This window comes from Synechococcus sp. PCC 7335 (genome assembly GCF_000155595.1).
GTDB lineage: Bacteria > Cyanobacteriota > Cyanobacteriia > Phormidesmidales > Phormidesmidaceae > Phormidesmis.
Genome location: NZ_DS989904.1, coordinates 2,411,252 through 2,425,535, shown reverse-complemented (window position 1 = coordinate 2,425,535; position 14,284 = coordinate 2,411,252). Strand labels below are relative to the sequence as shown.

General features: G+C 48.4%; 16 protein-coding genes. 7 read left to right on the top strand and 9 right to left on the bottom strand.

Annotation, left to right across the window (positions count from 1 at the left end):
* Nucleotides 1-49: 49 nt before the first annotated feature.
* Nucleotides 50-790 carry a metallophosphoesterase family protein gene (locus S7335_RS10420; RefSeq protein WP_006456233.1) on the top strand — a complete coding sequence of 247 codons (741 nt, stop codon included), beginning with the start codon at nucleotides 50-52 and terminating at the stop codon, nucleotides 788-790.
* A gap of 368 nt (nucleotides 791-1,158) precedes the next feature.
* Here the strand turns inward: S7335_RS10420 and S7335_RS10415 are convergent, their stop codons facing one another.
* Complete coding sequence (locus S7335_RS10415; RefSeq protein WP_038016062.1) at nucleotides 1,159-1,629, bottom strand: NUDIX hydrolase; 471 nt, start codon at nucleotides 1,627-1,629, stop codon at nucleotides 1,159-1,161.
* A gap of 279 nt (nucleotides 1,630-1,908) precedes the next feature.
* Entirely contained in the window at nucleotides 1,909-2,085 is a 177-nt protein-coding gene (locus S7335_RS28800) for a hypothetical protein (RefSeq protein ID WP_227499982.1), read from the bottom strand.
* A 19-nt stretch (nucleotides 2,086-2,104) separates the two neighbouring features.
* Here S7335_RS28800 and S7335_RS10410 point away from each other — a divergent pair, with 19 nt between their 5' ends.
* Genes S7335_RS10410 through S7335_RS10400 form a run of 3 tightly spaced genes read left to right on the top strand, consistent with a single transcriptional unit; the run spans nucleotide 2,105 to nucleotide 4,647 of the window.
* Nucleotides 2,105-2,980, top strand: coding sequence for a metal ABC transporter solute-binding protein, Zn/Mn family (locus S7335_RS10410; RefSeq protein ID WP_227499981.1), 876 nt, complete (start codon nucleotides 2,105-2,107; stop codon nucleotides 2,978-2,980).
* The gene (locus S7335_RS10405; RefSeq protein ID WP_006457131.1) at nucleotides 2,980-3,762 is read left to right on the top strand and encodes a metal ABC transporter ATP-binding protein; all 783 of its coding nucleotides are present in this window, start codon (nucleotides 2,980-2,982) and stop codon (nucleotides 3,760-3,762) included. Before S7335_RS10410 ends, S7335_RS10405 begins: the two co-directional genes overlap by 1 nt.
* 60 nt (nucleotides 3,763-3,822) lie before the next feature.
* Nucleotides 3,823-4,647 (top strand): metal ABC transporter permease, encoded by an 825-nt coding sequence (locus S7335_RS10400; RefSeq protein WP_006457540.1) that lies wholly within the window; start codon nucleotides 3,823-3,825, stop codon nucleotides 4,645-4,647.
* A gap of 142 nt (nucleotides 4,648-4,789) precedes the next feature.
* Here the strand turns inward: S7335_RS10400 and S7335_RS10395 are convergent, their stop codons facing one another.
* From S7335_RS10395 to S7335_RS10385, 3 genes are all read right to left on the bottom strand, one after another.
* Nucleotides 4,790-5,626: an inositol monophosphatase family protein gene (locus S7335_RS10395; RefSeq protein WP_006454443.1), complete on the bottom strand. Its 837-nt coding sequence runs from the start codon at nucleotides 5,624-5,626 to the stop codon at nucleotides 4,790-4,792.
* A gap of 67 nt (nucleotides 5,627-5,693) precedes the next feature.
* A complete protein-coding gene (locus S7335_RS10390) occupies nucleotides 5,694-7,148 on the bottom strand; it encodes a BCD family MFS transporter (protein WP_006456586.1) in 1,455 nt (484 codons plus the stop codon).
* 251 nt (nucleotides 7,149-7,399) lie between these two features.
* Nucleotides 7,400-7,918: an Hsp20/alpha crystallin family protein gene (locus S7335_RS10385; protein ID WP_227499980.1), complete on the bottom strand. Its 519-nt coding sequence runs from the start codon at nucleotides 7,916-7,918 to the stop codon at nucleotides 7,400-7,402.
* Nucleotides 7,919-8,054: 136 nt separating this feature from the next.
* Between S7335_RS10385 and S7335_RS10380 the strand changes: the two genes are divergently transcribed.
* Nucleotides 8,055-8,843 (top strand): SDR family oxidoreductase, encoded by a 789-nt coding sequence (locus S7335_RS10380; RefSeq protein WP_006455973.1) that lies wholly within the window; start codon nucleotides 8,055-8,057, stop codon nucleotides 8,841-8,843.
* A 28-nt stretch (nucleotides 8,844-8,871) separates the two neighbouring features.
* Here the strand turns inward: S7335_RS10380 and S7335_RS10375 are convergent, their stop codons facing one another.
* The gene (locus S7335_RS10375; RefSeq protein ID WP_006454433.1) at nucleotides 8,872-9,231 is read right to left on the bottom strand and encodes a hypothetical protein; all 360 of its coding nucleotides are present in this window, start codon (nucleotides 9,229-9,231) and stop codon (nucleotides 8,872-8,874) included.
* Nucleotides 9,232-9,339: 108 nt separating this feature from the next.
* Between S7335_RS10375 and map the strand changes: the two genes are divergently transcribed.
* Complete coding sequence (gene map, locus S7335_RS10370) at nucleotides 9,340-10,173, top strand: type I methionyl aminopeptidase (RefSeq protein WP_006455949.1); 834 nt, start codon at nucleotides 9,340-9,342, stop codon at nucleotides 10,171-10,173.
* An 88-nt stretch (nucleotides 10,174-10,261) separates the two neighbouring features.
* Here map and S7335_RS10365 read toward each other — a convergent pair whose 3' ends face one another.
* From S7335_RS10365 to S7335_RS10355, 3 genes are read right to left on the bottom strand one after another with little or no spacing between them, the layout of a single operon-like run.
* Entirely contained in the window at nucleotides 10,262-10,849 is a 588-nt protein-coding gene (locus S7335_RS10365; RefSeq protein ID WP_083785066.1) for a GNAT family N-acetyltransferase, read from the bottom strand.
* Nucleotides 10,818-11,510 (bottom strand): hypothetical protein, encoded by a 693-nt coding sequence (locus tag S7335_RS10360; RefSeq protein WP_006455844.1) that lies wholly within the window; start codon nucleotides 11,508-11,510, stop codon nucleotides 10,818-10,820. The genes S7335_RS10365 and S7335_RS10360 overlap by 32 nt, the downstream gene beginning before the upstream one ends.
* A 23-nt stretch (nucleotides 11,511-11,533) precedes the next feature.
* Nucleotides 11,534-12,514 (bottom strand): glycosyltransferase family 2 protein, encoded by a 981-nt coding sequence (locus tag S7335_RS10355; protein ID WP_006453937.1) that lies wholly within the window; start codon nucleotides 12,512-12,514, stop codon nucleotides 11,534-11,536.
* A 222-nt stretch (nucleotides 12,515-12,736) separates the two neighbouring features.
* Between S7335_RS10355 and S7335_RS10350 the strand changes: the two genes are divergently transcribed.
* The gene (locus tag S7335_RS10350) at nucleotides 12,737-13,936 is read left to right on the top strand and encodes an argininosuccinate synthase (protein ID WP_038016059.1); all 1,200 of its coding nucleotides are present in this window, start codon (nucleotides 12,737-12,739) and stop codon (nucleotides 13,934-13,936) included.
* Nucleotides 13,937-14,284 lie beyond the last annotated feature (348 nt).

The window sequence follows — 14,284 nt, the reverse complement described above, 5'->3', positions numbered from 1 at the left end:
TTGAGTAATTAGGCATAATAAGAGAGCTACCTTTCGTAGGTATTTCTGCATGAGTCGTCGTATATTCATTGGAGATGTTCACGGTCATTACGATGGGCTGATGCAGTTGGTTGCGATGGTCTCTCCTTTACCAACAGACACCTTACACTTTGTGGGTGATTTGATTGATAGAGGTCCGCTTAGCGCCAAAGTAGTTGAATTTGTTCGTCAAGGTAACCATATTTGCGTATTGGGTAATCATGAGCACCTACTACTCAATGCCTTTCCTGAAGAAGATCCTAATATTGCAGCATTTCAAAGCTGGATAAAGAGTGGTGGTCAATCAACGCTTACCAGCTATCCCAATACGGAAACCCTCCTTGAGGATGTGGAATGGTTTAGGACCCTGCCTTTTAGTCTCGATCTAGGTGATGTTTTTTTAGTACACGCTGGACTCAACCCACACAAGAGTTTGGCCGATCAAAATCTAATTGACTATTGCTGGATTCGAGAGGTCTTCCACACTTTTCCGACTCCTTTTTTCCAAGAGAAAACTATTATCATTGGTCATACAATCACCTTTACGATGCCCAGAGTGACTCCTGGCCAGGTTGTTCGCGGTCCTGGTTGGCTAGATATTGACACAGGCGCCTACCATCCGAAGAGTGGCTGGCTAAGCGCTATCGATCTCGACAATGACCTACTGTTTCAAGTAAATACACATACCCAAGCTGAGCGAGTTCAGTCTCTAGAAGCAGGAATCGTCGATGTTGAGTTAGCTGATATCAAACGCCGTAAAAACAGAAGGTAACCTCACTAATTAGCAACCTCACTAATCAAAGTTGTTAGCGGCTAGTTGTTTTTGGTGCCAACAAGTTGTTGTCAACCCAGAACGTTATTGTGGTTTGTCACTACGGATTCTACGGCCACAGGCTTGACGAAAAGGCAATCTCTGTAGGCACTGCAAGCCATTTGGTATGCTGCTAGCTGAGGGTTCTATCGGTATCATTTACCCGACTCTACCGCAAGACAACCGCTGTAAGCTACACAGTTGACTAGAGGGCTTGAGAAAAGATCTAAATACGAGCAGATCGAACTAGAAAAGGCTGAGCGCTTTTCTCGATTTGACTAGTGTTGTAGCTCTTGACGATGGTGCAAGCTAAGCGCAGAACTGCCATATCAGGCTAGAACAGTTTTGTCCGCTAGGTAATCCTTTAACTGCTGGGTATGGTCATGATCGAGCTGCTCTATAGGCAGTTCATCTACTGCAAAAGCTTGAACTCCAATTACCTCATCTTGATCATAGGTCTGTAGCTCCCCCATGACCTGTGCTGATAGCGCAACGCAGATTGAGTGAAACCGCGGATCTCTTTCGGCATTGGAATACACTCCAATTAGACGGCCTACGCTTGTCAGGCTAAGGCCTGTTTCTTCAGTCAGCTCTCTAGCTGCGGCTGTAGCCAAATCTTCCCCCCAGTCCACAATGCCGCCAGGCAAGGCCCATCGATTAGTATCACGTCGGCGAATCAGCACAATTCGACCGTCCGGCAGTAAAGGCACAATGCTAGTTCCTAGGACAGGGCGTCTTAGCAACAGACCCAAAAGGGTTCTGATTGGGCGCAACCCTCGACTCACTACAGATGTGCTCATGTACTATCCAATCCTTCAGATGTGCTCATGTACTATCTATTCCTTCAAGGCCCCATCCTTCTAGATTTGATCAACCGATGCTGCTGTCGGTATCGGGCACAGCATCGTCTATGTCGAAATTTTTAACGGAAAGCGTCATAGAAAAAATTGTATACCGCGCAGTCGTGATATATCATCCGGTTGTGATTTGAGACTGATAACGATTCTCATTCTGTGCTAGTTTAGATGGGTCATATTTCCGCTAAGTCTTCTACATTTTGTCCGTACATCGCTCATGGCTCATTTCTTTGAGATGTGGATAAGCTCATCTTCTTCGGCTGCTCGCTTAGCGGCTGGTGTTTTGGTAGTGATCGCGCTTTCTAGCTGTTCCCCAATCAGCCCATCGACTAATCGTTCAGAGAATCCCAGTTCAGAAAATCCAAGCTCAGAAAATCCTATTTCAGAAGTTTTAGCCACAGAAGACACTCTGCAGGTAGTGACGACTTTCTTGCCCATGACTTATTTCACCAAAGCGGTGGTGGGCGATCGCGCCATCGTCACTCAGCTACTCCCTGCCAACGCCGATCCGCATGACTATCAAGCCAAGCCACGAGATATCCAAAATCTAGCTGATGCCGATGTGCTTGTGCAAAATGGCTTAGGCTTAGAAGCTTTCCTCTCTGATTTGATCGGTAGTGCCGCCAATGAAGATTTAGTCGTCGTTGATTCTAGTGAAGGCATCCCCACCCTTCCGGCAACAGAGCTAGAAGAGACAGAAGACGAGCACGCAGTAGACGAACACGCAGATGAAGGTCACAGCCATAGCGAAGCAGAGCATAGTCATGGCGAAGACGATCCGCATCTTTGGCTAGATCCTAAGAAGGCGATTCAGCAGGTAGAAAACATCCGGGATGCCTTGATCGTTGCCGACCCCGAGGGTGAGCAGATTTATACGACCAACGCAGCAGACTACATTGCTGATCTACGTGCGCTTGATACTAAAATTCGCCAGCAACTGGCCCCTTATGCTGGCAAAGCTTTTGTGACTTATCATGATTTCGCCGAGCACTTTGCCTATAGCTACGATTTAGAAGTTGAACATTTGATCGCTCTGCCAGAAGGCAGCCCTACCCCAGCAGATGTACAGCGTGTGATCGACACGGTAGAAGCGTCGGATTTGCAGGTACTACTGACTGAACCATCGCAGCAGGGGAACACGTTTGGTGCGATCGCCGCTGACTTAGACATCTACATCAGCGTCTTTGACTCAATGGAAAGCGCCAGCGATCAGAATCCACAGCCCGAAGACTATATCTTCACGCTCTCAGGAAATTCCGACAAACTAGCCCGCGCCTTCGGAGAGTCTGAGTGATGAATATTTTGAAAACGCCAATACTCTCTATCGATCGGCTGACCGTGCGCAGAGGACAGCAGACAGCACTAAAAGAGGTTTCCTTTAGCTTAGAAGCAGGAACAGATGTGGCGATTGTCGGACCCAATGGAGCAGGTAAAAGCACGCTAGTAAAGTCGATTTTGGGCATCTTGCCAAGAGAGAAAGGCGCGGTACAGCTTCTGGGTCAGTCGCTAAGCGATAGAAAGACAATCCCTGCGGCGCTGCGACATCAGGTGGCGTACTTGCCTCAAAATTTCTTAGTAGATAAAAGGATACCGTTGACGGTAAAGGAATTGGTGGCGCTGGGCTGGGATAAATTAGGCCTGCAACTACCTTGGTCAAAGGCCAAGGCGAGAAAGCTAGCGGTGCAGCAAGCTTTATCTAGGGTTGAGGCTGAGCATCTAGAGCGCAAGTTTGTCAGCGAGCTGTCGGGAGGTGAAACGAAACGGGTGCTGCTGGCGTATTGTCTGGTGCGATCGCGTCAGCTATTGATATTAGATGAAGCCCCAGCTGGTCTTGATGTGCGTAGCGAAGCAGACTTCTATCAACTGCTGTACGAACTGAAAGCTGAACAGGGCTGGACCATCTTGCAGGTTTCTCATGACTTGGACATGGTACGCAAGCATTGCGATCGCGTCATCTGTCTTAACCGTCGCATCATGTGTCAAGGCGTTCCCGAAAAAGCCCTTGCACCCGAAAACCTCACTGCCACCTACGGCTCAGAATTTGTCCGCTACCACCACGCCCAGCACGCCTGCTAACCCCCCCACTATTTCTTCCTTTGCTTTTCTCAACCCCTTTTCTATGCAGAATTTCTTCGCATGCAGGATTTTTCCGCCGCCCTTACGCTTTTCACCTATCCATTCATGCAGCGCGCCCTGCTCGGTGGTATCCTCACGGGTCTAACTGGCGGCATTCTTGGTAGCTTTACCGTCGTCCGGCAGCTTTCCTTCTTTAGCGATGCTCTGGGTCACTCGGCGCTGCTAGGCATTAGCCTCGGCATTGTTTGGGGCATTAGTCCTTCTGTGGCGATGCTGCCATTTGCCCTGCTGTTTGCTGTAGGTGTTACCTATCTAATTGAAAAAACAGACATCTGGCCAGATGCACTGCTAAACATTGTTTATTCTGCTTCCTTGGCAACTTCTGTCATTGTGCTTAGTCTCGAAGGCACCTACCAATCAGGAATCAACAATTTTCTATTTGGAGATATCTTAGGGATTCTACCTGGCGACTTACTCATTAGCAGTTTGTTGTTGTTGTTTTCCTGTCTGTTTGTAGGTCTGACGCTGCGTACTCAGGTCCTATTGACTTTGAATGAGGATTTGGCGATCGCTCGCGGCATCAACGTCTTTGCTCACCGCATTGCTTTCATGATGCTCCTGTCGCTTGTCATCGCTACTGCCATTAAATCCCTCGGTGTTCTTCTGGTGGGTGCATTCGTTGTCATTCCGGCTTGCGCGGCGCGCCTTATGAGCCGAAATTTCTATAGCTATCTAGTGCTCTCTGCACTTTTGGGTGCCGTAAGCGCGGCTACTGGTATTTTTCTTTCAGCGCTATTCAACCTGCCAACCGGTCCTAGCATTGTAGTTGTTCAACTCTGTTTATTTCTACTAGCCGCTAGTAGAAAGAGGCTGTTGATTCATTGAATAGACAGTGAGTGATTTTAGGAACATTCACTTTCCTAACTGATCTGTCCTGACTGGCCTGTCCTAACTGGCCTGTCCTAACCGGCCTAACAGAGGCGACACAGCATATACGGAATACATTCACATGCCACGAGCAAATCTACTATAAGATCACTTTGACTAGAGGCTTGAATTTCTCTATCAAATCTGGCCTAGTGACTAGCGTTGGGAATGGATGGGTACTGTAGTCCTTGCCAACTTCTAACGGAAAGGCGGCTTCCCCGTTGAGATCTATCCAGCTTGCCCCAGCAGCTTGTGTAATTGCCCACACCGCTGCAATATCCCAAATCTTGGGGGTGGCTTCTACAGCCCCTAGACACACCCCTGAAGCAACCGTCAAAAGGTTATAAGTCGCTACGCCCAACATCCTAATTTTGCAGGGGAAAGGATTTTGTAGCACTTTGAGGCTGCGAGCGCACAGGCTAAACAGGCGAGTATTAGACGGCACGGCTGAAGGACAATCCGCTCCAATACAAATGGCTTCGTCGTTGGCAAAAGCACCGTTGGGCATATCTAGCCCAGAGTTGCCGGCAAAGAACCCATGGAAGTGCTGATCAATCGGCGGTATGTAGACATGGCCAAAAACAGGCGTACCTCGATAGAGCAGACCCAGCGAAATCCCCCAAAGAGGCACACCCCGAGCAAAGTTAGTCGTGCCATCAATCGGATCGATCACCCAGCACCAGTCTGTGGCTGGGAAAGTGTGTTCGGCTTCTTCAGTTAATACGCCGTGGTCTGGGAAGGCTTTATCAATGCGATCGCGAAATTCTTGATCTGCCCACTTGTCGTACTTTGTAACTAAGCTACCATCTGCCTTTTGCTCGGCAGTGGCCGTACCAAAAGCGCTCATTAGCTCTGTCCCTACTTGTTCGCTGGTGCTCCTAGCAAAGGTTGTGACCTGATGCCAATAGTCTACTGCGGTTGCGGCGTGTTCTTTCATGCTTTAGCCCGATTGCCTATCTAAATTCTTAGGACAAAGTTGTGATGCAAATTCTAACGTTGGCTACTTAGTCTAAATCATTCTCTAGCGCTGCACTGATTGCTTTCTTTGCATCGAGCTGAAATTCAACGATATCCACTCGGCTAACTAACGCGATCGCAATCCACATCCCTACGGCCTGTGTTGCAAACACCAATCCATAAGCAGGTAACAGCTGTGCCGACGACGGATCTGTCACTGCCGATGCACCCGTTAGCACCTTACCCAAAGACAATAGCCCCCCTCCTAACAAAGACGCTCCTCCTTGCGCAGTCGCCTGGGCCAACCCCCAAGCGCCAATAAAAGTCCCTGCCGTTTCAGCCGCCGTCAAGTCTAACATCAATACAATCGAACCTGTTGTCAAAACGCCAGAGGCCAAACCAAACAGCCCTACCGCTACGTTCAGCGCCATTGGATTTGCGCCTAGTCCAACCACGATCAGCCCGATCAAAAATACCGACGCCACCGCACAGCCTAGCTTTACCGTCCGCTTCTTTCCCAGCATCGGCATGAGGACAAAGCCAGTGCTGATAATGCCAATTAGCGTTCCTATCCCGAAAAAGGCATTGATTGCTGTGGTTTGCTGAATCGTCATGCCAAAGATCTGACTACCATAGGGCTCTAGAACCGGATTTTGTGTGAATAGACTTAGGCTCAGTACCAGCAAAAAACAAAAAAACAGGCCTGTTTGACGGCTTGCGCTCAGTATTTTCAGCGCCTGGCCAAAGGTAATACTATCGTCTCGCTCGCTCGCCATTGATCGCTGCGATCGCTGAGAAAATCGGTTTTCGATGCCCGCTGTGCTCACCAGCGTAATGACAAATACGATAGCCGGAACCACTACAAACAGGCGATTAATTGGTCCTTTTAGCTCAGCAATAGTGCTTGCATTGTCCACCGCACCTAGCACGATATTAATAATGATCACTCCTGCAACAATGCCAAGCATTAGCATTGACCAGCCAATACCGACAATCTTTGACTTCGTTTTTTCATCAGAGACATCTACCAACAAAGCGGTAAAAGGAGTCGTTGCCGATAGCGCCAGCCCATAGAGCGCAAACACCGCTGCCAATAGTCCTGCCCAAGGATAGGCACTCACACTCCAGCCAAAGTCAGCTACATGCTCACCGAGCTGCCACATCACCTGTACTGCGACAAAACCACTAAGTGCCATTCCACCGATACCTAGCCAGATATAACCGCTACGGTGATGTCCTAGTACTGGCTTCGTATCTGAGAGCTGACCAAACCAGACCCGAGCCGGTGCCATAAACTGATAGACAGAAATCACACCTGCGGTTACTAGAGCCGGCACTCGGAGTTCATCAATCATGACGCGATTGAGCACACCTAGTGTCAACAAGGACATGATGCCTAAACCCATATTAAAAAGGCCTAGCCGCAGCATCGAGAACAAGCCAATCTGGGGCCGTTCAGGCTGCTTTGGCACCTGCGATAGGGGAATTTCATTGCCTGCCATTGCTATGCCTATGCACTGAACAAAATTAAACTGCTAAAAAATTTGCTAAATAAGATCAAAGATCTCTATAACAGCATAAAAGATTGTAGCCATAAGAAAAGCACGGGTGGTTGCGCTTACAGTCACCCGTGCTTCATGTACCTAAGTTGTCATCTCAAGAATCTGATCACAGAATTCTAGAGATCTTTGTCTAGAAAGGAAACTCACAAGCTCAGCTGTCTCCTAACAGCTGAGCTTGTCAGCGCTATGGCCTACTGATTATCTTCAGCATCGGTAGCATCAGATTGAGCGATCGCAGCAGGCTTAGTACCCGCTATGTTCACCTTCACAACTTTGTTGCGCACATCCTCAGCCTTTGGCAAAGTCAAGATCAAAACGCCCGCTTCATAGTCAGCAGTCACAGCGTTGTGATCGATTGCGACAGGTAGAGAAACCACTCTACGAAACGCACCATAGCGAAACTCGTTGCGGCGTAAAGTCTCACCTTCAGCCAGCTCTAGGCTAGGACGATTTCCCGAAATAGCGACGACTTCACGGCTAGCTTGAATGTCAATATCATCAACATTGATACCAGGAAGCTGAACTTGTAGTGTCAGTGCTGCTTCACTTTCAACTAGAGTTGCAGCAGGTGTCCAAGTAGTAGGCGCAGTCTCAACGCCAGCAAAGTCATCAAAGAGTTGATCAAGCTGATGCTTGACTGCATTCATTTCTTGAAAGGGTTGCCAGTAACGAACAATCATTAACGTAATCTCTCCTAAAAAGGTATGCATCTATAGTGCCAAGTCGGAGGGTGATCGCGTAGTGAGAGAAACCACACCTACCGGTAGAGGATGCCGATATTCGGTTGCGGTACGGTTTTTAGGAATGATGAACGATAAAAATCTGACACAAAACTGAGCATCAATTATGAACAAAACAGTCCTAATTACTGGGGCATCTAGAGGTATTGGAGAAGCTTTTGCTCAAGTCTATGCTGAGAAACAAGACAACTTAATTTTAGTTGCCCGAAATGAGAGCGACCTCAATGCCTTAAAAGCGGACCTTTCTAGTCAATACAATATAAATATTGTTGTACTTGCTTGCGATCTGACAAAAGAAGAAGAAGTACAACAGGTTTACGATCAAGTAGAGCAACAAAATCTAACTGTAGATGTGCTGATCAACAATGCTGGCTACGGCGATTATGGTGAATTTGTTAGTGCCGATTGGCCCAAGCTTCAAGGGATGATTCTTCTCAACGTGCTAGCGCTTACTCGTCTGAGTCATCTGTTCTTACCTAGCATGATTGCTAGGGGCCAAGGCCAAATTCTCAATGTGTCTTCCACCGCTGCTTTTCAGCCAGGACCGCGGATGGCCGTCTACTTCGCTACCAAAGCCTATGTCCTCTCACTGAGCGAAGCGCTTTCTGCCGAGACTGAAGGCACTGGCGTTAGCGTGACTGTTCTTTGCCCTGGTCCTACCCAATCCAACTTTGGTCAGAACGCTAATATGGAGCAAATGGCACTGGGTGGCAATGTAACTAGCGACAAGCTTCCTAGCGCTCTCGATGTCGCAGAATATGGCTATAAAGCGCTAAATCGGGGCGAGGTGGTTGCCGTTCACGGTGCAATCAACAAAGTGCTGACCTTTATGCCTAGGCTGACACCGCGCGCGGTTATTCGCAAGGGGGTCAAGCAGTTTATGGCCCCGAAATGAAAATAGTCAAAAATGTCAAAGCCCAGAACTATTGTTTTAGCGGACGGACCTTGAATGAGATTGTATCCTCTGAGCGATCAACAACGCTAGTAGCAGCTTTGGCGTTGATCGATTCCAAAAAGTTTTCTTCCTGCTGACTTAATTTAGCAACCGTCTCTGTTTCTGCTGCATTGTCTTCTGCGCTCTCTTCTACCTTCCAGTTACTCACTGCTGCCAATCCCATTCCTCCTAACACCAGCCAAACACCGCTCGCATGCCAGCTACTGACTTGGGTAATCCAGTTCAACAGCTCTACAGCTGCAAACAGCACAATGAAGGCAGCTAGCCAAAATCTCATGATGATTCGCTCGTGTAGGTAGGGGTCAACGTCGCGCCTAGAATAGCGCATAATCGACTTATCACTCTTCGTAAGTCGAGGAGTCCGAAATTGAGGGGAAATGACGCTAGAGTAGTAGCAAGAGCAGAAGTAGTAAAGAGAGCAAAGCTAAAGAGCCCAATGTCGCAATCCACAGTGCTACACAATTCCAACGATGCCCCCTTTAGAGGAATTACGCTTCTTTCTGAAAGGGAACTAGAGGCGATGCGTCCTGCCTGCCGATTGTCTTGTGAGCTACTGGACTTCCTTACTCCTATGGTCGTGCCTGGCGTTAGTACGCTGGAGCTGAACGATGCGGCTGAAAGCTGGACTAGACAGCACGGTGCAACAAGCGCTCCGCTTGGCTATCCAGGTGCTAGGGGCGCTATTGACTTTCCAAAGTCTATTTGTACTAGTATCAACGAAGTTGTCTGTCACGGCATTCCCAGCGAAAAGGATATCTTGCAAGAAGGCGACATCATCAATATAGATGTCACGCCATTACTCAATGGATATCACGGTGATAGCTCTCGTACTTTTATGGTGGGTGAGGTATCACCGACCGCCCGTAAGCTTGTAGAAGTGACTGAAAAGTCCCTGTGGAAGGGGATTGAGGCAGTTAAAGTTGGTGGCCGCATTGGCGATATTGGCGCGGCGATTCAGGCCTATGCCGAATCAGAGGGATTTGCAGTGGTGCGTGATTTTGTTGGACATGGTGTCCATCGTATTTTTCACGCGGAGCCGCAGGTCCCGCATTATGGCGTAGCGGGTAAGGGCAAAAAAATTCGTCCTGGCATGGTCTTTACAATTGAGCCAATGCTAAATGAAGGGACTCATGAAGTAGAGCTGCTAGAAGACCAGTGGACCGCTGTTACCCGTGATGGCATGCTTTCTGCGCAGTTTGAACATACGCTAGCGGTAACCAAGTCTGGTGTGGAAGTGCTAACGAAGATGCCTGCAGCGGTTTTAGCTTAGCCTTCAGGTTGCTCTAGTTCGAGTTGGTTATAGATAGCTAGGTGCTTCTAACCTGGCTCTATTAACCTAGCTCTATCAGGTTCGCCACTTAGCTAGGATTCGTCGCATACTCGCTTTCAAGAATTGATAAGAGTAGCAGATCTTCATAGCCTGTGGGTGTCTTGTAAGCTTCTCTCAATTTGCCTTCATCGACAAATCCCTCGCTGCGATAGAGGCGTTGAGCTCGCTGATTACTGCCTACAACGTCTAGCGCTAGCCGATGATAGCCTAGTTGCTCGAAGGTAAAGCGCTTAACCCATTGCAGGGTCTTTCTACCAAATCCTTTACCTTTGGGCAAAATAACAATTCGCTTGAGCAGCAGCGATAAATGCGGGTCTTGTAGACCAACTAGAATGACATAGCCAATAGAATGCCTATCAGCAGATTGCATCGATTGAGCGAAGTGTGTGGCGGTGCTCGTTTTTTCTACGATCAGGTGAGCGTTGTTTTGAGAAGCGATCGCGTCTTTATGCTGCTCTAGTGTCCATTGGCCCACGTAAGGCGCATTGTCTGGATGTCGCTCAGCGGCGATCACAAAGTCCAAATCCGCTTGACGAGTAGGACGCAAGGTAACATAGCTCATCCGATTGTCTAACTGTAGGCGGTTATTCTTCTTCTGAGGGGTCGTTTGTTTCATCTTTCACTACAAACTTTTCAGTAGCAGGCTTTTCAGTAGCAGGTTCTTCTGCAACAGGCTCTTCAGCAGCCTCTTCTACAGCAAACTCTTCAGCGACAATGTCATAATCACCGTCCCACACGGCAGTGAGCAATGCTAACCCGGATTGGGTCAATGTAGCCCCGTCCCCTGAAAGTTCTACGTCCTCTAGCTCGCCCCCGGCTGCCTCGACCAAATCACTCATCCATACGTAGCAAGGAGATGCCTCCTGCCGCAAAAGTCGTTCCAACCATATCTGCTTGTCTAGAGACATTCGCCTTTGTAACAGCATGTAGAGCGGTATCTTAGTTCGATGTTCTACGCCGCCGAGCACCTGCTGCAGATACCAGGTCGCCTGCATAGGAGATAGATCGCTAATCCGCTGTTCTATGCGAGTCAGAATCTGTTCGGTAAAATCTACGCCTAAGTAGCGATTTAGTGCATCCACAGGAATAGCAGGATCAACGCTAATCCGCTCACAGACGCTAGACCAATTGATATCGGGGTATGTAGCTTGAAGCATTGCAAAGGCGCGATCGCTAATCTCAGCAGACGCCGTTTGCAGATTATAAGAGAAATCTTCCCCTGGCTTCGCCCCTGCTTCTACCAGCATTCGAAACAGGCTAATCGCATCGTCGGCCATCTGACCCTCCTTCGTTCCTATCGCTAATCACCTGAAGGCTGAGCGGCGTCGTAGGCGTTCTGGTCCCGCTTCGAGTAGCCTACCTCTCGGTAAGCCCTGTATACCGCATTAACGTTATACCAGTTCAAAAATACCCGGCTTAGTTCTTGCGATAGCTGCGGATAGCCTTTATCAACCAGCCAACGCAGTGCCGGTTCAAGTGTCCGTTCATTGAGCGTGCCCCCTAAAGAAAGTGCGCCCCACAGCACCCGGTGTAGCCAAGTCATTTGAATCATTAGCCGCACATCTAAAGTAGGATGCTTTTGGTAGAACACTACGCCCATACGTGCTCGCTGAATTTCTTTATCGATTAGCTCAGGTAGCTCTTCTACAGAAAAAGCTGGATGCCAGTGATAGCCGACAGCCTCTGGACATTTAATCAAAGAAAGACCGTTGTTCTTTAGCCGTACGCCTAGCTCAAGATCCTCCCAGCCATACTGAGTAAACTGCGCATCAAACAATCCTGCTTCTATCAGCCAGCGCTTTTGGATAGCGACATTACCCGTCGCAAAGAAGGCGCGCGAATAGTCAGTGACTTTGAACGGCTCTGAAGTAGGCTGATCAAAATTACAAGTGTTGACCACGCGCCCATAGGTAAAAACGCGCTCGTTACCTCTTTGGTACGCATCGCTTAGCGCATCAGCGTGGTGCTGCAAAAAGCCGTCCAAAACGACGAGGTCGCTGTCGATAAAAATGATAGTGTCACCTTTCGCTTGCTGAACACCAAAGTTGCGAGCGATCGCAGCCCCTTCATGGTCCTGTTCGTAGAGCGCCACATGCGCTAACTCATCGGCATTGGCTCGAATCCACTCGACCGTGCCATCTGTCGAACCATCATCTACTAGCACAATTTCATAGCCCTCTACCGAACCACCAGGACGGAGTACCTGATTTTCCATGGCTCTTAGGCACTTTTCTAGAATCGGCTGGCGGTTATAGGTGGGAATGACGACGCTAAAAAACATAAGTTCAATGTTTTCGTTTCCTCATATTCTATTTCATTGTTTCAATATATCTCTGGTCACTTGGCTGAAGTACATCTCATATGCTGAAAGCTTTATGTGACAACAGGCTAGGTGACTCACGCTTTTCTAATGCATCATAAGAAACGCTCTATCAGACTTTCGACTGGTGTCCGACACTGCAATACTATGATCTTGACCACTTCTCAATCGGATTAAACAGATATGGGCCGCGCAGACAAAGTCGTTTTGGCATACTCGGGTGGAGTAGATACTACGGTATGTATCCCCTACCTCAAAGAGGAATACGGTGTGAAAGAGGTGATTACCCTAGCTGCTGATCTTGGGCAGGGCGATGAACTAGAGCCCATCCGCAAGAAGGCGCTCGACTGTGGCGCTGCTGAATCTGTAGTCACCGATGTGACTGAACCTTTTATCACCGATTATGCTTTTCCGGCTATTCAGGCTAACGCGCTCTATGAAAACCGCTACCCACTATCGACGGCACTGGCTCGTCCGCTGATTGCCAAGCTGCTAGTTGATACGGCTGAAAAATACGGCGCTGACGCCGTTGCCCATGGCTGTACCGGCAAAGGGAACGACCAGGTACGATTCGATGTAGCGATCGCCGCGCTAAACCCCGAGCTGAAGGTACTTGCCCCCGCGCGTGAATGGGGAATGAGCCGAGAGGAAGCGATGGCCTATGGTGAAAAGTTTGGTCTATCTTTCCCAGTCAAAAAATCCTCTCCCTACAGCATCGATCGCAATTTGCTAGGCCGTTCAATTGAAGCTGGTCCGTTAGAAGATCCTTGGACAGAGCCGACCGAAGAAGTATTTGTGATGACTAGTGCGATCGCTGATACTCCAAACGAGGCTGAGTACGTCGAGATTGGTTTTGAAAAAGGCATTCCTACTAGCCTTAATGGTGAAGAGCTTCCTCCGGTTGCTTTAGTCACAAAACTAAACGAACTCGCTGGTCGTCATGGTGTCGGCCGCATCGACATGATCGAGAATCGCTTAGTTGGCATTAAGTCTCGTGAAATCTACGAAGCACCTGCGCTACTAGTTCTTATCGCTGCCCATCGCGATTTAGAAAGCCTTACACTGACAGGTGATGTGACCCAATACAAGCGTAATATTGAACAGTCTTACGGCCAAATGATCTACAACGGCCTTTGGTATAATCCGCTCAAATCTGCTTTGGATGCGTTTATTAAGCAAACTCAAGAGCGGGTCACAGGCACCGTCCGTATCAAGTTACTTAAAGGCAATGCGATCCTGGCTGGACGCAAGTCTAAGAATGCTCTCTACACGGACGAGCTTTCCACCTACGGTAGTAATGATCAGTTTGACCATAGAGCAGCCGAAGGTTTTATCTACGTTTGGGGCTTGCCTACTCGGGTTTGGTCACAGCAAACCCGCTGATTGAGAAGCGGCGATCGCGAAAAGCAAACGTATTGAGGTAACCGCGGATATTTGGGCAATACAGAGCGCTAAAGGAAGCGAGAGCATGCTTGTAAACATTTTTTGAGAAAGGTAACAAGCTGTCAGTTTCTCTAAGGCAAGACATAGATTAGACAAAGCCTAAACTTATAACAGCTAGAGAGCGACTGTTTGTATTCGATAGCAATCTACCAAGTGCAGATCGACCTATCACAGATATCTTTCCTTTAGCTCCGTCATGGGTCCATGAGTTTAATGGCTTCTAGACTATGAGGAATTGGGTTGGCTTAACTTATCAGCTTTACATCACTCGTTTTAAATAGTCGTTTA